The sequence below is a fragment of the Bradyrhizobium sp. JYMT SZCCT0428 genome, from assembly GCF_018131075.1.
In the GTDB taxonomy this organism is placed as follows: Bacteria; Pseudomonadota; Alphaproteobacteria; order Rhizobiales; family Xanthobacteraceae; genus Bradyrhizobium.
On sequence record NZ_JAFCLS010000020.1, the window covers coordinates 34,415 to 57,635 of the forward strand.

Sequence of the window (23,221 nt, forward strand, 5' to 3'; positions counted from 1 at the left end):
GGACGGCCGGCCGCTAGATTGGCGGCGCTGCAATACGTGCCGCGAAGACGCTTGGGGGAGACGAATATGCCGACAGTAACCTGGGACCATGTCCACTTACGCAGCCCCGATCCGGAAGCGACCGCGGCCTGGCTTGCCGACATTCTGGGCGGCCAGATCGTCCGCGGCCCGGGCAGGATCGACGTCAAGCCCGGCGGCGCCAACGTGTTCATCGCCCCTGTTGCGGCCGGAGACGGCGTGAACACCCCGCCGGTGACGCCGTATCAAGGCCTCGATCATTTCGGGCTCACGGTAAAGGACATCGACGCCGTCGCCGCCGAGATCAAGGCCAAGGGCGTCGAGTTTACCAAACCACCGACCACGATCCGGCCCGGCGTACGCATCTGCTTCATCCGCGGACCGCAGGGCATTTCCATCGAGCTCCTGGAGCGCGACCAGAAATACGCGTGATCCACCGCGCTACGTCATTGGTCCCGGCATGAAGCAGCGGATGGTCAATCCGGCGTAGCCCCGAATCGGCCAAACCATGGTTCGTCCGACGCGGTTGGGTTCCGTAATCACCGCGTCTTCGGGCACATCGAACCATTCGCCCTCGATGCGCACGCGGTAACGGCCGTTGCTCGATTCCCAATCAACATCGCTGACTGCGCTTCCGTCGGCATCGGAGCAACACGGCCCCTTGCCGCTTCTCAGGGAGTCGAACCATTCCTTGAGCGGCGAATGGGCGTAACGGCCGTCCAGATCGCGCGTATGCCCGACCTGCGCAATCGCCCACAGCGCCACGACACCCAATCTCAGCAGTGTCGTTCGCCAGCCCCCATGGCGGTTGCCCGAAGTTCCGCGGTTGTCATTCTCGGTGTTAAGACGCGGCACATGGCCGCCGGAATTGATCCAGTTGCTCACCTGTCTGTTGCTCCAACACCCACCGGCCGGTGCGCAACAGGCGATGCATTTCGCGGGCCAACATGATTCGGAACCCGCCGCCAGTCATCCTCGTGTCATGGCGGTGTTGGGCTCGCGCGCGCATATTTACGGCCTGCCACGTTGACGCCGCGGGTTCCGCTTTGGCATAAAAGATAACCGGGCTCCGTGGGCGCGGAGGCCGGGATTGGGACGTCATGAAGAACGGTCTGTATTCGATCCACGTCAGCCTGCTGGATGGGCGATCCGGCAAGGGCAGCGGTGTGATTCTGTTCCGGGATGGCCAGATCCTCGGCGGCGACGCCTATCTGTTTTACACCGGCAGCTACACCGTGAAGGGCGACACCTTCAAGGGCGAGGTGCTGGTGCAGCGTCACACGTCGAGCCCCGATGCCAATCCGCTGTTCGGCGGGCCGGCCCCCGTCGGCATCGGCGTATCCGGCACCTTCACCGATACGCGGGGAACCATGAACGGGACGGCGCTGGTCGGCAAAGCCAGCCAGATTTTCGGCGCCACGCTGCGCAAGCTGGCCGATACCAACTAGGCTAGCCGCCGCTCATCGGTAGAATATCACACCTTCCTGCGCGGTGCGGCTGTTGCAGCATCGCCGGTGTTGGGCGTGCCGGTGGGCTCGATCAACAGTAGATGAACCTCTTCCCTCGCAACGGGCCGATGCTCGACGCCCTTGGGCACCACATACATCTGCCCCGACCCGAGCGTGATCGTTCGATCGCGCAGCTGAATATCCAGCACGCCCTTCAGCACGAGAAAGAAATCATCCGTGTCATCATGCTTGTGCCAGACGAATTCACCTTTCACTTTCACAACCATGACGTCGCAATTGTTGAACTGCGTAACCGTGCGTGGCGACCAGTGCTCGGAATGTGGACAGCTTCTCCGACAAATCAATTCCATTGCTCATCGATGGTACCTGATTGCTATTCAGCCGCCATTTCGAGCGGCGCGATGCGCGGCAGGATCATTTGGATCCGCGTGCCGCCTCCCGGCTCCGAATCAAGATCGAGCCGCCCGCCTAACCGGTTGGTCACGATGCTGTAGACGATGTGCAGGCCAAGCCCGGTGCCGCCCTGGTCGCGCCGTGTCGTGAAGAACGGGTCGAACGCGCGGCGGCGAACGTCGAGGGTCATGCCGCATCCATTGTCGGAAAACAGAACCTCGACATTGTCCTTGCCGGACTCGCGCACCCGGATATCGACCGTGCCGGGCTTGCCGTCAGGGAACGCGTGCGCCACCGAATTGAGAAACAGATTGGTCAGCACCTGTCCGTAAGGCCCGGGATAGCTGTTCATCGTCAGGTTGGGCTGGCAATCGACGTTGAGCGTCAGATTGTGTTTGCGAAGGCCCGGCCGCAAGCTCATCACCACCTGCTCGGTGAGATCGCCAAGGTCGAAGCTGCGCTGGTCGGAATAGTTGCGGTCGGCGGCGACCTGCTTGAACGACTGGATCAGTTCGGCGGCGCGATTCAGATTGGCGACGAGCTGCGATGACGCGTCGCGACTGGTTTCGAGAAAATCAGTCAAACTGGAACGCCGCAGCTCGCCACGCGCCACCTCGGCGGTGAAATTCGCCGCCTTGCGCTCCAGCGCGGAGGCGACCGTGAGACTGATGCCAACGGGATTGTTGACCTCGTGCGCGACGCCCGCCACCAGCCGTCCGAGGGCTGCGAGTTTTTCGGCTTCGATCAGCGAATTCTGCGTTTCCCGCAAATTTCGCAGTGCGCCTTCCGCCGCGTCCTTGGCCTTGCGCATTTCGAATTCGACGCGCTTGCGCTCGCCGATGTCGAGCGCGACCGTGACGATGTTCTCGATCTCGCCCGACGCGTCCAGCAGCGGCAGCTTGTTGACCAGCCATTGCCGCATATTGCCGGTGGAATCCTTGTACTCTTCCTCATAGAACCCGAGTTCGCTGCCGCCGGCCAGCACCCTCTTGTCCGGCTCATCGGTCTTCGCCGCGCCATAGCGCGACATCAGGTCGGCCGTGGTGCGACCGATGGCTTCCCCAGGCTCGATGCCAAAAATACCCGCCATGTAGCGGTTCATCAGGAGATAGCGGAGCTGCTTGTCCTTGACGTTGATCACCGCGGGCACGGTATCGATCACCTGCTGCAGCAAGCGGCGGCCTTCGGCGATCGCGTCCTCGGCCCGTTTTTGGTCGGTGATGTCGCGGACCGTTCCCTCGTAACGGATCAGTTCGCCATCCTCGTTGCGCACGGCGCTGGCGCTGTCCGAGAGCCAGAGCACCGTCCCGTCGCGGGCGCGGACCTGGTACTCGTACTCGCGTACCATGCCGTCGCGTTCCATCAGCCGCTCATATTCCACCCGCGCCTGCGGATCGACATAGACGGATTCGGAGACGTCGCCGAGGCCGTTGATCAGGTCCTGCGGCGTGGCGTAACCCATCATCCGCGCCAGCGCCGGGTTGGCGTTGAGCAGCGCGCCTCCGGGCGTGGTGACGTAGATTCCGTCGACCGACGCCTCGAACAATTTTCGATAGCTTTCCTCGGCGAGACGCTGTTCGGCCAGCGCACGTACCGCCGCCTCGCGCGCGGCGTCGGCATCGACCAGCGTCTGGCGAAACACTTCGGCGGCTCGCGCGATATCGCCGATTTCGTTGTCGACATCGGTCTGCGGGATCGAGGTGTTCTTTTCGCCGCCGGCCACCTTGCGGATCGAGGTTGCGATCGTCGCCAGCGGACGCACGGTGCGCCTGACCACCAGCAGCGAGGCGAACAGCCCGATCAGCACACCGGCGGTGCCGAGCACGATGCTCTGCCATTTTGCTTCCGTCAGCGTCCGAGCGAAATCGCGGGACAACACATGGCCGCGACGCGCGCTGACCTCGCGCAACAATTCGGTGACGCGCTGGATCAGGCGGCCCTCCGAGCCCAGGACCTCCTTGTCGATGTCGGATATCTGCCGTTCGCGGGTCGAAATGTTGATAATCGCGAGGGCATAATCATCGACGGCCGCGCGAAGCTTCGGCTCCGCCATGGTCATCGAGCGCATGCTTTGCGCCGCCAGTTCGGCGGCGGACGGATTCCGCGCCAGCAAAGCCGAGGCAATCTGGCTTTGGGTCTGAAACAGCGCCGACGCGATCAGAGGATCGGGGGTGTCGGCGATCGCGGCATCGAATTTCTCGCGCAGCGGCGGTAGCCCGACGATCAGCTCGGCGCGGCGGTTGATCAGGGCGGAAATACGTTCGATGCCGCTGCGGTAGGTCGACAGGCGCTCGGTGACGCCGTCGATCATGTCCTGCTGTTCGGGAGCAAGCTCCAGCCGGGTTTTCTTCAGGACCTCGCTGAGCGAGGTCGCCGCCTCGCCGACCTGGACCGATTGGGTGCCGGGGTCGGTGACGAAATCCCGTGCCGCCAGACGCAGCTCGTTCATGCGCCGGTCGATATCCTCGGCGAGGTCGCCGACGCTTTGCAGCCGCTGCAACTCGCCGAAGGTCGCATCGATGTGGCGGATGGCGATGACGCTGGCGGTGGAGGTGATGATGATCACCGCCAGCACCAGCATGAAACTGCCGAATGTCAGCTGGCCGATCGACAACGAAAACGATCGCGTCATTGGCGAATTCGGCGGCAATTCAGAGGTCATGTTATCGAGGCCGGGCTCCTATCGGCCGCAATATACGACGTTATTCGGGTCGGGGGGAACATGCTGAAATAGCTCGCGAAGCCGGCCAGACCGGCCGGGCGGGGCGCCGGTCCAACCCCCTGGGTCACGCTGGCGTCACACTGCCGGTCGGGGCTGCCCCAATCCGGGATTTCGGCCGCGGCGGGGGCTTCGCCGTGCGGCGAAATGGCCATATCTGGCCTCCGGCCCCAGTCGGCGTGATGCCGGCCACTTTGGCCCGCACCGCGACATCGGACCTGATCGCGCCTCACCCTAGCCCTCCACAGGCCGCAAGGCTTTCAGCAGGTCGGACGGCATCATGCCGAACATGTCGCGGAATGCGCTGCTGAAATGCGCCGAACTGGCGAAGCCCGCGGCGTGGGCGGCTTCCGTCAATGACGATCCTTCGCCGCAGGCGCGCACCGCCGCCCCCATCCGGTTCCAGATCCGGTAGCGCCGTAACGGCACGCCGGTCTCCGCCTTGAACAGATGCAGGAATCGCGACGCCGATAGCCCCGCCTGCTCTGCCAATTCTGTGAGCCGGTGTGCCCGGTGCGGCTCGTCCCGCATCAGCCGCACTGCCGCCGATACCCGCGCACTGGCTTTTGTACCCGTGCCCACGCCCAGCAATTCGCCGAGCGACGCGCGTCCGTCCAGTGGCGCGATGCGGCCCTCCGCAAGGCCGGTCATGATCTCGATCGCAGCCGCCTCCTCGCGCAGATCGAACGCGGCACGCGCGGTCATTTCCGTCATTCGCGCCAGCAATGCCTTGAGGTCGCGCCCCAGCGGATCGACATAGAGGAACGCCATGCGCCCGCGCGCGATCCGCAGATGATGGAGGCTGTTCGGCAATATCAACACGCTACGGGTGGAACGATAGTCGGTCGCGGGGTCAGCTGGATCGTCGGCCACTTCCAGCGCCGCATCGAGGCCGATGGCAAGCACGCCAGTCGCATTGCGGTGCGGCGTCAGTCCGAAGGCCGGGCCGAGATAGAGCACGCGCGCGCCCCACCCCAACAATTTCGCCCCACCGATTGCGCGCATAGCCAGTTTCTGAAAGCCCGGATGGTTCAGGCGAATTTAGGGTGCCGGACCGCAACAGGACCCAGCACGATGACAGATAAGCCTGATGAGACCGACAGCCAAGCCGCGATTGAGCGCAACCGAGAGGCCGTGACGCGCTACGCGCGCGCCTGGCTTGCCGGCGACCGCGCCGCGCTCGCGGCTTGCTACCATGACGATTTCACGCTGCACTATTTCGGCGGCAACCCGCTCGCCGGCGACCACAGGGGCAAGATGGCGGCGCTTTCGATACTGGCCGAGGTGACCCGCCGCACCAACCGGAAACTGCTCGGCATCCTCGACATCATGGCCGGCCCCGAGCGATGCGCGCTGCTGGTGCGTGAGCGCTTCGAGCGCGAGGGCAAGGCTAAGGAATTCGAGCGGCTGCTGGTCTATGCCGTGCGGGACGACCTGCTGTGGGAATGCTGGGTCTGGGACCAGGATCAGGCGGCGGTCGACGCCTATCTCGCGTAAGCTACGCCGGCACCGGTTTCGCCCTCCGCGCCGGTATCGTCATCGCGGCGACGCCGACAACCACGCAAGCTAACCCGATCCATACCGTCGAGCTCAATTGCTCGCCGAGGAAGGTCACGCCGAACGCCACACCAATCGGCACACGCAGATAGGCCTGCGCGGTGGCGCCGACTGACTCGAGCGTCTGGATCAGGCGGAAATAGATGACGAACGCGAGCGCGGTCGAGAATACGGCGATGGCGAGCAGCGCCAGCAGCGAATTCATCGACGGCGTCAGCGTCCAGGGACGGTCGACAACGAGACTGAGCGGAATCAGGATCGCGGCGCCTGACAGCAGCGATCCCGCCGCCGGCGCCATCGGATCGAGCCCCCCAAAATTGCGGCCGAAGATCGCCGCGCCGGCGTAGCAGACCGCGGCAAGGACACAGGCGATCTGTGCGATCAGTTGCTCACCAAGGCCGCCCAGCGCCTGCACGCCGACGATCAGGCAGATGCCGGCCATGCCGGCGATGACGCCGATCAGCTTTCGTGAGGTTACCGCTTCGTGACGGGTGATCGCGAATGTCAGGAAAAACGTGAATATCGGCGCGGTCGAATTGAGGATGGTGGCGACGCCGGCGTCCAGCGCCTGTGCACCCCAGGCGACCATGACCCACGGGATGACACTGTTCAGGCAGGCCTGGAACAGGAAGCGGCGCCAGTTCGCAGCATCCGTCGGCATTCTCACGCCGCGGCCGTGCATGACGGCCACCAGCAGCAGCCCCGCAATCAGCGTACGGCCCGCGATCAGGGTGACCGGCGGGATCGTCTCCACGGCGACTTTCAGGAACGTGTACGACGCGCCCCATAGCGTCGCGAGCAGGAGCAGCAGCCCCAGTTCGCTCACGATACTCCGGTGCTGCGGTTGGCTTTCGCCCATGTCGGTGATTCCGGTCCTGATTCATGCCAGGGCCGGACATTACAGACTGCAAACCCTATGATACTTCGTTCATCACCGAAGTGTGCATGCGTGCCTCAGCCGACCGAGCCGACCTCGAACACGTCGCCGTCATAGCCGGCCTCGAGCGGAATCCGCAGCTGACGGCCGCCATTGTTCCTGGTCATGATCGGCGTCACAGTGACGACGGACTTGCCTCTGGAATCCTCGAGCGCGGCCTTCACGCTTTCCTGCTTGCCTAGCTTGATCAGGTTGCGCGTGGTCGGGAACGGCAGCTTGAAGCGGCCGGTCTCACCACCTTCCAGCGCCTCGCGCGGCGACACCCAGATCGAGTCGGTGGATTCCTTGCCGTCATGGGCTCCGACCTGTTCGGGCGGCGCGGCGGCGAGGAAGAACCAGGTGTCAAAACGCTTCGGCATGCCTTCCGGCGTGATCCAGTGCGCATAGGGCACGAGTTCATCGAGCGCCAGCACCATGCCGTTGTCGGTCAGAACTTCTCGGAAGCTGATCTTGCTGTCGCAGAGATCGGCGCGATGTGCGGTCTCGATCTCGCTCGCTCGTTTGGCGTCGACCAGCGTCTTCGATCCCTTGGGGCGCGCCAGCAGGATGCCGCTCTCCTCAAAGGTCTCGCGGATCGCCGCGATGCGGAAGCTGAGCGTGGCCTCGTCGAGCCCCTCGCCGCCGGAATAAAGTTCAGGCGCCGCGATGATCTCCTTGTCGCCCTTGTCGACGCTGCCGCCGGGAAACACCAGCGCGCCGGAATTGAAGTCGATCTCATAATGGCGAACCATCATGAAGACCTCGATTTCCTTCTTTGCCGAGGCGTCGCGCAGCAACAGGATGGTGGACGCAGGGCGCGGTGCTTTGGCGGGTTCGGTCATCGGATCAACCCGCCGCGCTGGATTGCGGTTGCAGATTGGCGCGGCGGTCGACCCGCGCTACCCGCGACAGCAGATATTCGACTTCGGCCTTTGCCGTCGCCGTGATGGTCGCACCCGGCTTGCGCTGCGCGCTGGAGGCGATCACGCCGCGCTTCTGCAGCACGTATTTGCGCACCGCGAGACCGGCGCCCGGCTGCTGCTCGTAGCGGATCAGCGGCAGATGCGCATCGAACAGATCATGCGCGGCGTCGCGCTTGCCGGCCTTCTGCAGTTTTACGACATCGATCAGCAATTCCGGGAAAGCGTAGCCGGTCATCGCGCCATCGGCGCCGCGCTCCATCTCGAAATCGAGGAACATGCCGCCATTGCCGACCAGAATCGACATCGGCTTCAGCGAGCCGTCCTTCTGGAAGCCGCGCAGCGTGGAGATCTTCTCCAGCCCCGGCCAGTCCTCATGCTTGAGCATCACGCAGGACGGCGAATCCATCACGATCTTGCGGATCACGGCGGGCGTGAACACGACGTTGAGCGTCAGCGGATAATCCTGCAGCACCCAGGGGATGTCGTCGCCGATGGCTTCCTGCGCCTGCTTGAAATAGCCAATGATCTGGTCGTCGGTGCGCAAGTGCGGCGGCGGCGCGATCATCACGCCGGCAGCGCCCGCATCCATAGAGGCTTTCGCCAGCGAACGCATGGTGGCAAATCCCGGCGCCGAGACACCGACGATGATCTGCATGTTCTTGGCGCGCTTGACGAAGCGGATCGCTACCTGTTCGGCTTCCGCTGCATCGAGCTTCGGCGCCTCGCCCAAAATGCCGAGCACGGTGACGCCGTCGCAGCCGACTTCGGCATAGAAATCGGTCAGCCGGTCGATCGATTTCTCGTCGATACGGCCGTCATCGTGAAACGGGGTCGGCGCAATCGCGAAGGTGCCTGCGGCCTGGGCGGTGAGCTTCATGGTCAATTTCCGTAAATGAGGGTGAGAGGACGAAATCCCTGAACTAGTGATACCACCGACTGACTGGCGCCTCAAAGCGAGAGATTGAGCCTGGGAATGAACCTGCCGGGGATCGAGCCGGATGGAACAACGCCATCGTCGACCGCCCCCATGCGACGGTAGAACGGGGCCGCGTCCGGATCGGCCTCGATCAGCATCGTCGTGGCCCCGGCGGCGCGCGCCGTGGCCTTGGCCCAATCGAACAGCTGTCGGCCGGTGCCGGCGCGAAGCATGCCCGGCTCGACAAACAGCCTTTCGAGCTGCGCGACATCGCCTTCGGATTTCACCTCGGCAACGCCGGCGAGACGGCCATCGATTTCGGCGACCTGCACGCGGGATGACGTGATCGCCGCAGGCGTCATTGTCAGCTCTCTTCGGCACGCCTGCATGAAGGCCGCGTCATAGCCCCAGACGGCCTTCGAACGCAGGCACAATTCGGTAAGTGCCGGCGCTTCCTCGGGACGAGCGGGCCGCAGTGCGAGCATAGCGCCTCCTTCGGCGACGGGACCAGCGTCAGAAGCGACGCGCGCCCATCTTGATCTGCTCCTCGGAGAAGAAGATCTCCTTGGCATGCTCGACGATATCCTGCGCCTTCCAGGCCTCGCCGGGCGGCTTCCAGCCTTCCATCTCCATCATCCGCATCTCACGGACGCCGCGGGGCCCGGAAACGCCGAGCGTCTTGCCGGTCTGGTCGCCCGACAAATCGCTGACCATGTATAGCACGGCCGGGGCGATGCCATCGGGCCCAAGGGCCGCCTTCGGGTTCTCGATATAGCGCGGCAGGTCCGCGGTCATGCGGGTCAGCGCACCCGGAGCGAGCGTCCAGATCCGGATGTTGTATTTGCGGCCCTCGATCGCCAGCACATTCGACAGTCCCCAGATACCGCCCTTTGCGGCGCCGTAATTGGTCTGGCCGAAATTACCGATCAGGCCCGAGGTCGAGGACGTGTTGACGATGACGCCGCCGCCATTCTCGCGCATCCATTTGAACACCGGCTGGGTGCAGCAGAAGGTGCCTTTGAGGTGCACCCTCAGCACCTTGTCCCAGTTGGCTTCCTTCGCCTTGGCAAAGGTCTCGTCGAGCAGGATGCCGGCGTTGTTCACGAGGATGTCGGCGCGGCCGAAATGCTTGATGGCGTCGTCGAACACCGACTGGCCACCGGCCATGGTCGAGATGTCAGCACCGTTGGCGACCGCGCGGCCACCCTCGGCCTTGATCGCCTCGACCACCTTCTGCGCCATGGTCTGGTCGCCGCCGGAGCCGTCACGCGGGCCGCCGAGATCGTTGACCACGACCGCCGCGCCCTCGCGCGCGAACAATTTGGCGTAGGCCTCACCCAGCCCGCCGCCTGCACCGGTGATGAGCGCAACCTTGCCGTCGAGTAATCCCATGGTGGTTTCTCCTTTTTGGCTGCTCTTCTTGTTTACCTCTCCCCGCTTGTGGGGAGAGGTCGGATCGCTCTTGCGATCCGGGTGAGGGGGTACAGGTCTCACTACTGTCGCAGTTCGCGGATGGAGCCCCTCACCCCAACCCTCTCCCCGCAAAAGCGGGGCGAGGGAGCGCACCGCCCTCGCCGCTTTAACCCAGCACCGTCTTGCCGCTCTTGATCACCGTGACGTTCCGCGCCTTCACCTTGGCTTCAAACGACACCACGTTGCCGTCCTTCCACAATTCCATCGTCACGGTCTCGCCGGGATAGACCGGCGAGGAGAACCGCGCCACATGCTGCTTGAAGGCGGACGAGTCATAATCGGCATAGGTCTGCAGCACGCCGCGGCAGGTGATGCCGTAGGTGCACATGCCGTGCAGGATCGGTTTTGGGAAACCGGCCTTCTTGGCAAATTCCGGATCGGAGTGCAGCGGGTTGCGATCGCCGCACAGGCGATAGACCAGCGCCTGGTCCGGGCGCGTGGAAATGTCGACGATCTTGTCGGGCGCGCGGCTCGGCACCTTGTGCGGCTCGGGCTGGCCTTCGGACGGTCCGCCAAAGCCGCCATCGCCGCGCGCGAAACGCGAGGCGACCAGTGTCGCGAGCTTCTCGCCCTTCTCGTCCCTGAGCACGGTCTGGTGCCGGATCACCGCGCCCTTGTCCTTGCCCTTGTCGAACACGTCGAGCACGGTCGAGTCGGCCGTGATATGCGCCGCGCCGGGCAGCGGCTTGTGGAAGGTGATGTCGCGCTCGCCGTCGACCACCATCACGCGATTGAGATTCATCTCGCCGGGCCCTGCCCCCCAGGCCGCCACCGAAGCGAACGTCGGCACCACCTTCAGCGGCCGCGGCGTCAGCGTGCCTTCGTTGACGAAGGCCAGCTCCTTCTCGTCCATCGGATCGGCGCCCATCCCGATGCCGTAGGCGTAGAGCATCACCTCGCGGTCGGTATAGGCGTATTTCTGGCCGAGATTTTTCAGGGCCATCAGTTGCTCGTAATTGATCGGCATTTCCGCGCGTCCTCCCCGAATTCTTTTTCTTCACCGGCGCTGCCTGTGAATGCGCCCTCTCCCCTTGTGGGAGAGGGCTACACCGGCAGCGCAGCAAACTCTTTGGGAGAGGGGTTGCCTCCGCAGATACATCTCGTGCGTGGAGAGACACCCCTCTTCCGGCGCTACGCGCCACCTTCCCCCGCAAGGGGGGAAGGTACTTCTTAGGCCTACGCCGGCGTGAAGAACGGCAGCGGCGCGCCGTCGGTCGGCTTCCACACCACTTTGACCTTCTGGCCGATCTTGAGCTTGTCCATGTCGCAATCGACGATGTTGGTCTGCAGCGACGGGCCTTCCTTCAGCGTGACATAGGCGATCGCGTACGGCCCGGTCGGGGATTTGCGCATCAGGCTGAAGGTGTAGATCGTGGCTTCGCCGGAGCTCTCCTCCCACTCGGTCTTGTCGGAGAAGCAGAACGGGCAGATCGAGCGCGGGAAAAAATGCGGCTCGCCGCAGGCGGTGCAGCGCTTGATCATGAACTTGCCCTGCGAGGCTGCTTCCCAGAACGGCGCGGTTTCGGGATTGCCTTGCGGCACGGGGAGTTTCTTTGCTTCGGCCATCACGCACGCTCCAGAATGCAGGTTGAGGCGGCATGGCGCACGCCGAGAAGTCCGCCGGTGCCATGGGCGACCGCGAGATCGCAGTTTGGCACCTGCACCTTGGGATGCGCTTCGCCGCGCAATTGCCTGACGGCTTCGATGATCTTGGTCATGCCGCCGCGGTTGACAGGATGGTTGCTGCAGAGGCCGCCGCCATCGGTGTTGAACGGCAGCTTGCCGACACCGGAAATCAGATTGCCGTCGGCGACGAACTTGCCGCCCTCGCCCTTCTTGCAGAAGCCGAGGTCCTCGAGCTGCATCAAGACCGTGATGGTGAAGCTGTCATAGATCGAGGCGTATTTGATATCCTTCGGCGTCACGCCCGCCTCTTCAAAGGCGCGCGGGCCGGACCAGACGCCGGCGGAATAAGTCAGATCGAGATCCTTGCCGCCGCGCGGGCCTTTCATCGCCTCGCCATGGCCGATCAGGCGCACCAGCGGCTTCTTCAGGCTTTTCGCGATCTCCGGCGTGGTGACGATCAGCGCGCCGCCGCCATCGGTGACGACGCAGCAATCCATGCGATGCAGGGGATCTGATATCATCGGCGAGTTCAGGACGTCCTCGACGGTGACGACTTCCTTCAGCATCGCATGCGGGTTGTACTGGGCGTGATGCGAGGCCGCGACCTTGATCCAGGCCAGCTGTTCGCTTGTGGTGCCGTAGTCGTGCATATGGCGCATGGCACACATGCCGTAGGCATTGTGGGTGGTCGCGCCATAGGCCGCCTCGAAATCGGCCTCGGCGCCGGCCGCGCGCGGCGGCATCGGGCCGGTGCGCGGCTTGCCGGCGAGCGTGATCAGCGCGATCGAGCACTTGCCGGCGGCGATCGCCTCGGCGGCGTGGCCGAGATGGATCAGGTAGGAACAGCCACCGGTGTCGGTGGAATCCATGTGGCGGACTTTGAGGCCGAGATAGTCGACCATCGGCCAGAGGCCGCCGGGGGCATCGCCGGCGCAGAAATAGCCGTCGATATCGGCCTTGGTGAGCCCGGCGTCCTCGATCGCGCCCTTGGCGACCTCGGCGTGCAGCTGCGCGGTGGATTTATCGGGTGCGTGCCGGGTGGGATGCTCATAGATCCCGGCAATGTAGGCTTTGCCCTTGATGGTCAAATCATTCTCCGCTGGCGTTTCTTATTTCCAACGTTTTTCTGGCCTGTCGGGAGAGCCTTGGCAAGCGAGGAAATATTCCGTCAGGCGAGACGGCCGCGACCGGACTCAAGTCGGGATGATTATGGGCGAACATCGTATCAGGTCGGCAGGTCCCCTATCCCGTCATCCCCGGACGAACGCACTAGCGTTCGCTCGGGAGGAGCGCGCACTTGCGCGCCTCGAAGGACGACGGCCCGTCTGTGGCCGATTCATCCTTCGAGGCTCGCTACGCTCGCACCTCAGGATGACGGAAAACACAGTTTCGCATTCTCGCGGCGCTGATCGCCCGAAGTTTTACAAATCGTTTCGCCCTTCAAAACAGAGGGCGCAGGGAATGCCGGATGCGCGCTGCACCCGCGGTCTCGTGTGCGATTGTGCTAAGAAAGCTGCACACGAGCATACAGGGCAGCGGAGAACATCCGACATTCCCTGCGCAATGGCTTTACGGCTTATAACGCGCTCTCCCCGGCGAGACGGCCTCTATTGCCACCGTCGCCCCTCGGAAGCGTTGGCTCCCGAAAGACTTGACGCCGTTACGGGCGCCAGGACCACACGCTTTCGCCGTACGCCTTCGCTGCGACCGTCAATCGCAACATCAGCGTCCACTGCATCCCCGCCCCTCGTCATGACGACGGCCGACGCCCCTCTGAGTGGGACGGGATGGCGATAGATGCGCACTGATTTGGGGCGGACGACAACAGAAATATTTTTGATTTACGGAAATTTTTGGCTTGACACGATTTCCGTAAATCGGAAGTGATTTGCCCGTCGGGTTGCTTTGTCGCACCCACTCCCTCCACGCCGTAAGGCAATCAGTTGGAGCGATCGCGCAAGCCGAACCAATTGCCGGCGGTCAGATCGGGCTGAGCCGCCCGGAAATCCGCTGACGATCCCGGCGTCCACGGAAACTCCCCGCCTCGATCCGGGAATACCAGCTGAAGACACTCGAAATTGTCGTTTCCATAAAACCATCCGCTCCAACCGAGGTGGGCTTGATAGTGTTCAAGCGACACGGGAAGAAGCACGGCCGCGGCATTTTCAAATATCTCACCGGTTGTTTCGCCAACGGGAAAACGCCGTCCCGCTTCGAGTTCGCGATAAATGGTCCAGAACGTATCCTGAGCGTTCTCTTTTGACATTGAGAACAGGATCACCTCCGGAAAGCCAAACTTCAGCCAGAAGCGGGTCGTGTAGGAAAAGCCGGGTCCTTCATCGTCTGGCATGACATGCGTACCGCACCAGCCATGCTCGCGAATTCGTTGAACGAATTTTTGTTCGTGTTGGTCCAGTCGTTCGGGGTCGGCATCAAGGGCTGTGAGCATGAACATACATTGGATCGTGGCGAACGGATGATAGCGGGTTAACGCCGGCGTATCCCACCATGCCACGATTCATGGAAAAAATGGTGGGTTAGCGCAGCGTAACCCACCCCGCGACCATTCAGCGTCATAAAACGTTGACGGTCATGGATTATGACTATCAACCATAGCGCAGCAATGCGCGCCAGTAGTGTCGCGAAGGGCGGATGTACCCCTCGTGACAGTGAAGGCCTCCAGCTTCGGCTCGGAGGTCTTTTGCGTTTTACAAGCCGGTGGTCCGGCTTTCGAAAAGTAAGCGCACTTTTGATCCGCGCTGTGCAGTCGTTCCGGGCTCGTGCCAGGAGGCGCGCCCTCAGATGTGCAATCCCGCATCGGGGAATGCGGCGTCATGCAAGCTGGAACTCCAGCTTTCGCAAAGCCAGCATCGGTGGTTATGGGTCCCGGCTCAAGGCCGGGACGACGAAGGTGTGTGAGCTCGCCCTACTCCGCCGCGATCTGCCGCGGCGCGGGCGGCGGGTTGACGAGGTCGGCGGCGAGCTGCGTGTAGCGTGCCTTGGCGTCGTGCACGGCCTTTTCCTTGACCGGTCCGTAGCCGCGGATGCGGTCGGGCAGCGAGAGGATTTCGATTGCGGTGTCGAGCGTGAGCGGCGACAGCAGGCCGAGCACGGTTGCGACGTCCTTCTCATAGCCGACGATCAGATCGCGCTCAATCTTGCGGTCGGCGCTGTGGCCGAAGATGTCGAGCGCGGTGCCGCGCAGGCCCTTCATCTTCGCGAGCATCCTGAACACCGGCATCATCCACGCCCCGAACGCGCGCTTCTTCGGCCGGCCCAGCGCGTCGACGCCGCCACCGAGGATCGGCGGCGCGAGGTTGAAGCTGAATTTGAAATCGCCCTCGAACTGGTCGCGGAGCTGCTTTTCGAAGCGCCCGTCGGTGTAGAGCCGCGCGACTTCGTACTCGTCCTTGTAGGCGAGCAGTTTTGCGTAGTTGATCGCGACGGCACGCGGCAAGGCCTCGTCGTAACCGCCATCGATGGCGGCGTCGCGGACCTTCTTGACCAGCGCCTGATAGCGGGCGGCGAGCTTTGCGTCCTGATACTCGGTCAGGAGGTTACTGCGATGGGCGATGATCTCGTCGAGCGACATCGCATCCAGCGCCTTGGGTGCGACGCTCCCGTCCTGATCTTTCATCATCGCGATCAGCTTTGCCGGGTCGTGTGCGGCGAGACGTCCGAGCTGGAATGCCTGGATGTTCAGCTTGATCGCAACGCCGTTGACCTCGATCGCCTGCTCGATGGCCTTGGCCGAGAGCGGCAGCAGGCCCTTCTGGTAGGCAAAGCCCATCATCATCATGTTGGTGGCGATGGAATCGCCGAGCAGCATTTCGGCGGGTTTTGTGAAATCGAAGAACGACGAATCCTTGCGCAGCGCGGTCTCCAGCACATGGTTGACCTTGCGGGCCTGGAAATTGAAATCGCGGTTGAGGATGAAATCGGCGATCGGAATGAGGTGGGTGTTGATGATGCCGGTGGTGCGGCTGGATTCGCAGAGCGTGATGGTTTCCTTGGAGACGGCCACCACCTCGTCGGCCGCAAGCACGAGATCGGCGGTGCCGGTGACGATGCGCGAACAGGTGACGTCGGCGGTGTGTTCTGACAGCCGGACATGGCTCAGCACCGCGCCGCCCTTCTGGGCGAGGCCGGACATGTCGAGGATCATGCTGGCCTTGCCCTCGATATGCGCGGCCATGCCGAGCAATGCACCGATCGTCAGCACGCCGGTGCCGCCGACGCCGCCAACCGCGACGTTATAGGGCCGCTCCAGCGTCGGGCGCGACGCAGGCTCCGGCAGTTCGCCGATATCGCCAACGCCGGCCGGCGCGCGCTTGCGCATCTTGCCGCCGTCGATGGTGACAAAGGATGGGCAAAAGCCCTTCAGGCAGGAATAATCCTTGTTGCAGGTCGACTGGTTGATGGCGCGCTTGCGCCCGAGCTCCGTCTCCAGCGGCTCGACCGAGATGCAGTTCGACTGCACCGAGCAATCACCGCAGCCTTCGCAGACGGCGGGATTGATCATGACGCGACGCGCCGGATCTTCCAGCGTTCCCCTTTTACGGCGGCGGCGCTTTTCGGCGGCGCAGGTCTGCACGAACACGATCGCCGAGGCGCCCTTCACCTTGCGCAGCGTCTTCTGCACGGTGTCGAGTTCGTCGCGATGCGCGGTCTTGACGCCGGGCGCGATTTCGCTGGCCGGATAGGCGTCGGGATTTTCCGAGACCAGGTAGATTTCGCGGATGCCCTCGGCGTGGAGCTGGAAGGTGATCTGCTGCGGCGACAATTCGCCGTCGACATGCTGGCCGCCGGTCATCGCGGTCGCATCGTTATAGAGGATCTTGTAGGTGATGTTGGCGCCGGAGGCGACCGCCTGGCGGATCGCGAGGCTGCCGGAATGGAAATAGGTGCCGTCGCCGAGATTGGCGAACACGTGCTCTTCCTTGGTGAAGGGCGCGACACCGACCCAGGGCACGCCCTCGCCGCCCATATGGGTGAACGTCTCGGTCGAGCGGTCCATCCACAGCGCCATGAAGTGGCAACCGATGCCGGCAAAGGCGCGGCTGCCTTCCGGCACTTTTGTCGACGTGTTGTGCGGGCAGCCTGAACAGAAATAGGGCGTGCGGGTGATCGGCGCGACTGCCTGCATCTGTGTGGCCTGCCGGCCGTTGAACCAGTCGGCCTTGGCGCGCAGCTGTGCTGCGATTTCGGGATTGAGATTAAGTCGAAGCAGCCGCTCGGTCAGTGAGCTCGCCAGCGAGGCGACGCTGAGCTCTTCGGCAAAGGGGAGGAAGCGCTTGTCGTGGTCGTCCATCTTGCCGATGATGCGGGGACGGACATCATCGCGCCAGTTGAACAGCTCCTGCTTCACTTGATTTTCGACGATCTCGCGGCGCTCTTCGATGATGAAGATTTCTTCAAGCCCGACCGCGAATTGCCTGACGCCTTCCGGCTCCAGCGGCCAGGGCATGCCGATCTTGTAGAGCCGCAGACCGATCTTGGCGGCGACTTCCGGCGTGATGCCGAGTTCGCGCAGCGCCTGGCGGATATCCTCGTAGCTCTTGCCGGACGCCATGATGCCGTAGCGGGCGTTCGGCGAATCCATCGTGACGCGGTTGACCTTGTTGGCGCGGGCAAAGGCGATCGCGGCAAAGCCCTTGTAGTCCTGCAAACGGCGGTCCTGCGCAAAGCGGTCATCGGGCCAGCGCAGATTGAGGCCGCCCTCGGGCAGTTCGAAATCGGTCGGGATCACGAACGGCGTCATCTCGTCGGTGAGGTCGATCTCGGCGGTGGTTTCCACCGTCTCGGTGATCACCTTCATGCCGACCCAGCAGCCGCTGTAGCGCGACATCGCGATACCCAGCAAACCCATCTCGATCATTTCATGGATGCTGGAGGGATAGAGATAGGGCATCAGCGCCGACATGAAGGCGTGGTCGGACTGATGCGGCACGGTGGAGGATTTGGCGCCATGGTCGTCGCCCGCAAGAACCAGCACGCCGCCGTTCTTGGCCGAGCCTGCCGCGTTGCCGTGACGGAACACGTCGCCGCAGCGATCGACGCCGGGGCCCTTGCCGTACCAGATACCGACCACGCCATCATAGTTGGCGCCGGGCGACAGATTGAGCTGCTGCGAGCCCCAGACCGCCGTGGCCGCAAGGTCCTCGTTCACACCGGGCTGGAATTTGATGTTGTACTGCTCGAGATGCTTGCGGGCGGCGAACAGCTGCTGGTCGTAACCGCCAAGGGGCGAGCCGCGATAGCCTGAAATGAAGCCAGCGGTGTTGAGCCCCGCGGCGCGGTCGCGGCGGATCTGCGCCATCGGCAGCCGCACCAGCGCCTGGATGCCGGTCAGGAAGACATGGCCGCTTCCCTGGGTGTACTTCTGATCGAGACTGATCGGACCCTGGTTGATTCCCATTTAAGCCCTCTTTGCCAGCCGCTTTGATCGCCAAGACGATTTCTGAGCAAGGCTGTGTTTTATGTAGGCATCAGAACTTCTTAGAACCAGTCTATGTCGGATTTTCCGCTTCCCGCACCACAAATCTGGGCAAGGCAGCCGCGCGATCAAAGATCGCAATTTCGTGCCGGGAAGAACGCCGGCCGGTTTCGCTTTGTGTCGCCGGACCGCCCCGGCACGAAACGGCATGACGTGGCCGGCTGCCCTGCGTTTGGGGATAACACCCGAGACGGCCTTTGGCTGCAGGCGATTCTGGCTGACACGTTATGGTGCGCTGCGTTCGCCGGTCAGCGCTGATCGCCGCCGAAGACGAATTTCGGCATTTCCCATTTGTAGCGGATCGCGAGCAGCCGCAGCGTCAACCCGAGCGCGAAGGTCAATCCGGTCCAGAGTTCGTGATTCAACTGCAACCCGAAGGCGGTGACGTAGAACAGCCCGGTGACGACGGAAACGCTGGCGTAGAGTTCGGAGCGAAACAGCAGCGGCACGTCGTTGCAGAGGATATCGCGCAGCACGCCGCCGGCGCAGCCCGTGATCATGCCGGCGACGATCACGATCGGCAGCGGCGCGCCGACTTGCCGGGCGACGTCGCAACCGGCCATCGTGAACACCACAAGACCGATCGCGTCTAACACCAGGAATGCGAGGTTGAGCCGGTGCACATGGCGCGCGATCAGGATGGTCGCGAAAGCCGCAATCGCGGTCAGCGCCAGGTAGGACGGGTTCTTCACCCAGACCAGCGGATAGTGCCCAAGCAACACGTCACGGATGGTTCCGCCGCCCAGCGCGGTAATGCAACCCAGCATGCATACGCCAGCCCAATCCATGCTGCGGCGCCCGGCGGCCAGGGCGGCCGTCATCGCCTGCGCAGTCAGCGCCACATAAGACAACAGATGCAGCACAGTATCGCTGGGCGGCAGGGCCCACATGGCAACCTCTTATGCAGCCTCGTCGCACCCTCGTGGTTCGATGGAACCCGCGAATCACGGTTCCATCATTAACCGGTTGCAAGATTGACGCGGAACATCCGGCCGCGCCAGCCATTGTATCTCCGCTAAACACTTTGGGGTTCTAACGGAGGAACTGCTTCATGACCTACAATCCGAACGACCCGTATCGCGCCAATCTGAGTGATGACGAAATCCGCCGTCAGGCACGTATCAACAGTCTCGACAACGAGATACAGGCCGACCCGCAGCTCGCCGACGGTCCGGCCAGCGGCGCCAAGATCGCGATGTTCGCGATTGCCATCGCCGTCGTGATGGGTGCGTTGTTCTATGGTCTGAACAATACCAGCGTCAACGAGGCCGGCACCACGCCGTCCAGCCAGACCGCGCAGACACAGCCGGCTACCCCCGCGGCGCCTCCGGGCATGCGTGACGTAACGCCGAAGTCCAACAACCAGCCCGGCATGACGACCGGTGCCGCGCCGCCGCGTCCGGCAGCGCCCTCGCCGGCGGCTCCGCCCGCTCCGGCTGACGCACCGGCCAAGCAGTAACGGCTGAGGCAAGCGATATCTGAAATGACAGCGCAGCGGGCATTACGCCCGCTGCGTTTTTCTTTGTGCGTTATTGTTTGAAGGTGTCAGTTGAACATCTTGTTGAGTTCGCCGCCGGGATAGCCGTTTGAAAACTCCGTGAACGTGCCCTGCTCCGCCATCTCCTTCGATGCCTTCATGAAGCCGGCCCACGCCATCCGCGCCAGCGCACCGCCGACGCTGATACGGCGTACGCCGAGATCGCCGGCGATTTTCAGCGACGGGCCGGCCGCGCCAACCAAGAGATTGACCGGTCTTGGCGCGACCGCCTTCACGACCGCCGAGATTTCTTCCGGCGTCGAGATGCCGGGCGCATAGAGAACGTCGGCGCCGGCCTCGGCATAAGCGGTGAGCCGGTCGATCACGAGCTTCATATCCTTCACCCCGCGCAGGAACGCCTCGCAGCGGCCGGTGAGCAGGACGCCGCTATTGTCGGCGTCGATCGCCTGGCGCGCCGCCCTGATGCGATCGATGGCAAGCTCGCGCTCGAACAGCGGCTTGGCATTGTCGCCGGTGAAATCCTCGATCGAAAGGCCGGCGATGCCGGTCTTGACCGCGCGCGCGACGTTGACGCCGACCTTGTCGGCCTCATGCGCAAAGCCGTCTTCGAAATCGGCGTTGACGGGAATGTCGACCGCCGCAGAGATCGCGGCCAGATGATCGCAGACATCGTCGACGGTGACGCGGTTGTCGGCCTTGGCGATGGCCCAGGCAAAACCGGCGCTGGTGGACGCCAGCGCCTTGAAGCCGAGATGCTGCAACGCCTTCGCGCTGCCAACGTCGAACGGATTGGGGATGATGAAGCAGCCGCTCTCGTGCAACTTCTTGAAGGCGGCGCGTTTGTCAGCAGTTGTCAGCATGGTCACTCCCCGAATTGTTTGTTGGCGCGGCCAACATAGGTACGCGACGCAGGTTTCGCCAGACGTTCACGCCACGACCTTGCGCAGGAACGTGCGCTCTTCGGCGAGGATGAACTGGTTCGCCTCGGCGAAGCTGAAATTGGCCATGCCTTCCTTGTCGGCGCGCAGCCGTGCGCGATAGCTCTCGTAGGCCGCGAGGCTGTCGAACGAGATCAGCGCGAAGGCGATGTTGTTGGTGCCCTCATGCGGCATCCAGTAGCCGACCAGGTCGCCGCCGCATTTTGGAATGATGCTGAGCCAGTTTTTCGAATATTCCTCGAACATCGCACGCTTGAACGGATCGAGCTGGTAGCGGATGAAGACGGTGATGGTCATGTTGTTCTCCGGTCTTTGTTTTCGTCATTGCGAAGCGACGAAGAAATCCATTCCTCCGCGCGTGGCGCGATGGATTGCTTCGCTCGCAATGACGTTCGAGGCGACACTACCCGCTTGATCGACGTCAATGCTTCGGCTATCATCGAACTATGAAAGCAGGCCCCGACATCGCAATGGTCGCATCCCTGGTCGGCGATCCCGCGCGCGCGAACATGCTGACCGGGCTGATGACCGGCCGCGCGCTGACCGCGACCGAGCTGGCGCACGAAGCCGGGATCACGCCGCAAACCGCGAGTTCGCATCTGGCCAAACTGGAAGCCGGCGGACTGATCGAGCAGGAGAAGCAGGGCCGTCACCGCTATTACCGCCTTGCCGACCCCGATGTCGCCGGCGTGCTCGAGGGCCTGGCCGGGCTCGCCGCCCGCGCCGGCCACATGCGCGTGCGCACCGGGCCAAAGGATCCAGCGCTGCGCCGGGCGCGGATTTGCTACGACCACCTCGCCGGCGATCTCGGCGTGCAAATGCTCGACAGCATGAAGAAGCAGAAGCTGGTTCGGCAAAGCAAGGAGACGATCGAACTCACCGGTGAAGGCAAGCGCTTCATGGCAAAGGCGCTGCAGATCGACGCCGACACGCTGGCGCATCCGCGCCGGCCGGTTTGCAAGGCCTGCCTCGACTGGAGCGAACGGCGGCACCACCTCGCCGGCACGTTGGGCGCGGCGGTCATGAGCCGATTCACCGAACTGAACTGGGCCGCGCGCGATAGCGCGCCGGGCAGCCGCGTCGTCAATTTCACCCGCAATGGCGAGAAGCGATTCGCGGCGCTGTTCGGCCCGAGCGAAGCTTAATTCCTGCAGCGGTTAATTCGTGCAGCCCGTTTGTTTACGAATTGGCCGCAAATGAGGCGCGGCAACGAGAATGTGACAGCCGCACAACCGGCAATTTCTTGCTGCTGTTTCACGAATCAACAACATTCATTTTCTATTCAGGTCTCCGTGACTAGGTTCGGAACCGTGCCGCATGGCGGCTAAAAATCGGGAGAAAACATGAAGTACCTTTTCGCTGCAGTCTTGGTCGCAGCCTCGTTTGCGAGCTTCAGCGCGGCGAATGCCGCAGGCGGATGCGGCCCCGGCTGGCATCGCGGTCCGTATGGCGCATGCGTCCGCAACGTCGGCCGCGTTTATGTCGCCCCGCGTCCGGTCTACGTCGCCCCGCGCGTGGTTGTACGGGAGCCGGTTGTGGTGGTGCGGCCTGGCCGCGGCTGCGGCCCCGGCTTCGCGTGGCGTGGTGGACGTTGCCGTCCTTTCTGATCCCCCTTGATACGAAAAGGCCCCGCTCCGGCGGGGCTTTTTATTTGGGCCTTGAACGTAGCGGCTTGTTGCGCAGACGAAACGGCGTAACCGTTTCCATGCGAGAATCCATGAACTCCCTGCTATGCGCCGTAGCCGCCGCGATCGCGCTGGCCTCCCTCACCATGCCGGCGCATGCCGAAGGACCGCCCAAATTCGCGGACCATCCGGCCAGGGTCTACGCCGGCAAAGTCGCAAAACCGAGGCTGGTGACACCGGATTTGCGCGCCCGCCGGGAGACTTTTCTCGCCGCAGCCGACGACGGGAAGATCGACGCGGCCGGCCGTTACATCGCGGTCAAGCTGCCCTGCGGCTCGAGCTGCGTCGCGCCCACCTTGCTCGATGAGCGCACCGGCAAGATCATCGAGCTGTTCACGGTCTCCGGCTGGCACGAGGTGTCAGATGATTTCGATCCTGTCGTCAGCCGCGCCAACAGCCGCATGATCGTGTTTCGCGGCGCCCGCAACGAAAAGGGTATCGTCGGAAACCATTTTTATCTGATCGAGGATGGCGGAAAGCTGAAGCACCTGCATACGCAGGACACGCAGGCGAATTTCGAGACGTCGCCGAAAATCAGATAGCCGGTGGGATGAAGTCCACGCCGAGCCGAACAAGGCAGGGACGGCAAATGCC

Annotated in this window: 23 protein-coding genes and 1 pseudogene; 7 read left to right on the top strand and 17 right to left on the bottom strand. The window is 63.3% G+C overall.

The genetic code is table 11. From position 1 onward, the window contains the following. Positions 1-66 precede the first annotated feature (66 nt). Positions 67-450 carry a VOC family protein gene (locus tag JQ575_RS21305; protein WP_212035152.1) on the top strand — a complete coding sequence of 128 codons (384 nt, stop codon included), beginning with the start codon at positions 67-69 and terminating at the stop codon, positions 448-450. Positions 451-459: 9 nt separating this feature from the next. Here JQ575_RS21305 and JQ575_RS46125 read toward each other — a convergent pair whose 3' ends face one another. Next, positions 460-903, bottom strand: coding sequence for a hypothetical protein (locus JQ575_RS46125; RefSeq protein ID WP_212035153.1), 444 nt, complete (start codon positions 901-903; stop codon positions 460-462). 215 nt (positions 904-1,118) lie between these two features. Between JQ575_RS46125 and JQ575_RS21315 the strand changes: the two genes are divergently transcribed. Then, positions 1,119-1,466: a GrlR family regulatory protein gene (locus JQ575_RS21315; RefSeq protein ID WP_192733799.1), complete on the top strand. Its 348-nt coding sequence runs from the start codon at positions 1,119-1,121 to the stop codon at positions 1,464-1,466. Positions 1,467-1,492: 26 nt separating this feature from the next. Here the strand turns inward: JQ575_RS21315 and JQ575_RS21320 are convergent. From JQ575_RS21320 to JQ575_RS21330, 3 genes and pseudogenes are all read right to left on the bottom strand, one after another. Continuing rightward, a pseudogene (locus JQ575_RS21320) lies at positions 1,493-1,844 on the bottom strand (cupin domain-containing protein). A gap of 16 nt (positions 1,845-1,860) precedes the next feature. Beyond that, complete coding sequence (locus tag JQ575_RS21325; RefSeq protein WP_212035154.1) at positions 1,861-4,542, bottom strand: PAS domain S-box protein; 2,682 nt, start codon at positions 4,540-4,542, stop codon at positions 1,861-1,863. Between the two features lie 291 nt (positions 4,543-4,833). Continuing rightward, the gene (locus JQ575_RS21330; RefSeq protein WP_212035155.1) at positions 4,834-5,604 is read right to left on the bottom strand and encodes an AraC family transcriptional regulator; all 771 of its coding nucleotides are present in this window, start codon (positions 5,602-5,604) and stop codon (positions 4,834-4,836) included. Positions 5,605-5,673: 69 nt separating this feature from the next. On the opposite strand from JQ575_RS21330, the gene JQ575_RS21335 reads away from it, so the two are divergent. Next, positions 5,674-6,096, top strand: a complete 423-nt coding sequence (locus tag JQ575_RS21335) for a nuclear transport factor 2 family protein (protein WP_212035156.1) — start codon at positions 5,674-5,676, stop codon at positions 6,094-6,096. Position 6,097: 1 nt separating this feature from the next. Here JQ575_RS21335 and JQ575_RS21340 read toward each other — a convergent pair whose 3' ends face one another. The 11 genes from JQ575_RS21340 to JQ575_RS21390 form a co-directional block, all read right to left on the bottom strand. Further along, positions 6,098-7,015 carry a DMT family transporter gene (locus JQ575_RS21340; RefSeq protein WP_212035157.1) on the bottom strand — a complete coding sequence of 306 codons (918 nt, stop codon included), beginning with the start codon at positions 7,013-7,015 and terminating at the stop codon, positions 6,098-6,100. Positions 7,016-7,110: 95 nt separating this feature from the next. Next, positions 7,111-7,914, bottom strand: a complete 804-nt coding sequence (locus JQ575_RS21345) for an NUDIX hydrolase (RefSeq protein WP_212035158.1) — start codon at positions 7,912-7,914, stop codon at positions 7,111-7,113. Between the two features lie 4 nt (positions 7,915-7,918). After that, complete coding sequence (locus JQ575_RS21350; RefSeq protein ID WP_212035159.1) at positions 7,919-8,872, bottom strand: dihydrodipicolinate synthase family protein; 954 nt, start codon at positions 8,870-8,872, stop codon at positions 7,919-7,921. Between the two features lie 71 nt (positions 8,873-8,943). Then, on the bottom strand, positions 8,944-9,396 hold the full coding sequence (locus JQ575_RS21355) for a GNAT family N-acetyltransferase (RefSeq protein WP_212035160.1): 453 nt from the start codon (positions 9,394-9,396) through the stop codon (positions 8,944-8,946). Positions 9,397-9,424: 28 nt separating this feature from the next. Then, positions 9,425-10,303 carry an SDR family oxidoreductase gene (locus JQ575_RS21360; protein ID WP_212035161.1) on the bottom strand — a complete coding sequence of 293 codons (879 nt, stop codon included), beginning with the start codon at positions 10,301-10,303 and terminating at the stop codon, positions 9,425-9,427. A 187-nt stretch (positions 10,304-10,490) separates the two neighbouring features. Further along, entirely contained in the window at positions 10,491-11,351 is an 861-nt protein-coding gene (locus JQ575_RS21365; RefSeq protein ID WP_212035162.1) for a MaoC/PaaZ C-terminal domain-containing protein, read from the bottom strand. Between the two features lie 209 nt (positions 11,352-11,560). Continuing rightward, the gene (locus JQ575_RS21370) at positions 11,561-11,950 is read right to left on the bottom strand and encodes a Zn-ribbon domain-containing OB-fold protein (RefSeq protein ID WP_212035163.1); all 390 of its coding nucleotides are present in this window, start codon (positions 11,948-11,950) and stop codon (positions 11,561-11,563) included. Continuing rightward, positions 11,950-13,098: a thiolase domain-containing protein gene (locus tag JQ575_RS21375; RefSeq protein ID WP_192733811.1), complete on the bottom strand. Its 1,149-nt coding sequence runs from the start codon at positions 13,096-13,098 to the stop codon at positions 11,950-11,952. The genes JQ575_RS21370 and JQ575_RS21375 overlap by 1 nt, the downstream gene beginning before the upstream one ends. A gap of 851 nt (positions 13,099-13,949) precedes the next feature. Continuing rightward, positions 13,950-14,465: a DUF4262 domain-containing protein gene (locus tag JQ575_RS21380; protein WP_249166799.1), complete on the bottom strand. Its 516-nt coding sequence runs from the start codon at positions 14,463-14,465 to the stop codon at positions 13,950-13,952. A gap of 471 nt (positions 14,466-14,936) precedes the next feature. Then, entirely contained in the window at positions 14,937-18,428 is a 3,492-nt protein-coding gene (locus JQ575_RS21385; protein ID WP_212035164.1) for an indolepyruvate ferredoxin oxidoreductase family protein, read from the bottom strand. A 326-nt stretch (positions 18,429-18,754) separates the two neighbouring features. Beyond that, positions 18,755-19,396 carry a trimeric intracellular cation channel family protein gene (locus JQ575_RS21390; protein WP_212035165.1) on the bottom strand — a complete coding sequence of 214 codons (642 nt, stop codon included), beginning with the start codon at positions 19,394-19,396 and terminating at the stop codon, positions 18,755-18,757. A gap of 161 nt (positions 19,397-19,557) precedes the next feature. On the opposite strand from JQ575_RS21390, the gene JQ575_RS21395 reads away from it, so the two are divergent. Next, positions 19,558-19,965: a hypothetical protein gene (locus JQ575_RS21395; RefSeq protein WP_212035166.1), complete on the top strand. Its 408-nt coding sequence runs from the start codon at positions 19,558-19,560 to the stop codon at positions 19,963-19,965. An 86-nt stretch (positions 19,966-20,051) separates the two neighbouring features. Here the strand turns inward: JQ575_RS21395 and JQ575_RS21400 are convergent, their stop codons facing one another. Both JQ575_RS21400 and JQ575_RS21405 read right to left on the bottom strand, forming a co-directional pair. Next, entirely contained in the window at positions 20,052-20,864 is an 813-nt protein-coding gene (locus JQ575_RS21400; RefSeq protein ID WP_212035167.1) for an oxaloacetate decarboxylase, read from the bottom strand. Positions 20,865-20,930: 66 nt separating this feature from the next. Continuing rightward, positions 20,931-21,239: an NIPSNAP family protein gene (locus JQ575_RS21405; RefSeq protein ID WP_212035168.1), complete on the bottom strand. Its 309-nt coding sequence runs from the start codon at positions 21,237-21,239 to the stop codon at positions 20,931-20,933. Positions 21,240-21,388: 149 nt separating this feature from the next. On the opposite strand from JQ575_RS21405, the gene JQ575_RS21410 reads away from it, so the two are divergent. The 3 genes from JQ575_RS21410 (at position 21,389) to JQ575_RS21420 (ending at position 23,169) form a co-directional block, all read left to right on the top strand. Beyond that, positions 21,389-22,087, top strand: coding sequence for a helix-turn-helix transcriptional regulator (locus JQ575_RS21410; RefSeq protein WP_212035169.1), 699 nt, complete (start codon positions 21,389-21,391; stop codon positions 22,085-22,087). 198 nt (positions 22,088-22,285) lie between these two features. Then, complete coding sequence (locus JQ575_RS21415; protein WP_212035170.1) at positions 22,286-22,549, top strand: GCG_CRPN prefix-to-repeats domain-containing protein; 264 nt, start codon at positions 22,286-22,288, stop codon at positions 22,547-22,549. A gap of 110 nt (positions 22,550-22,659) precedes the next feature. Further along, positions 22,660-23,169, top strand: a complete 510-nt coding sequence (locus JQ575_RS21420) for a hypothetical protein (RefSeq protein WP_212035171.1) — start codon at positions 22,660-22,662, stop codon at positions 23,167-23,169. The last annotated feature ends 52 nt before the right edge of the window (positions 23,170-23,221 follow it).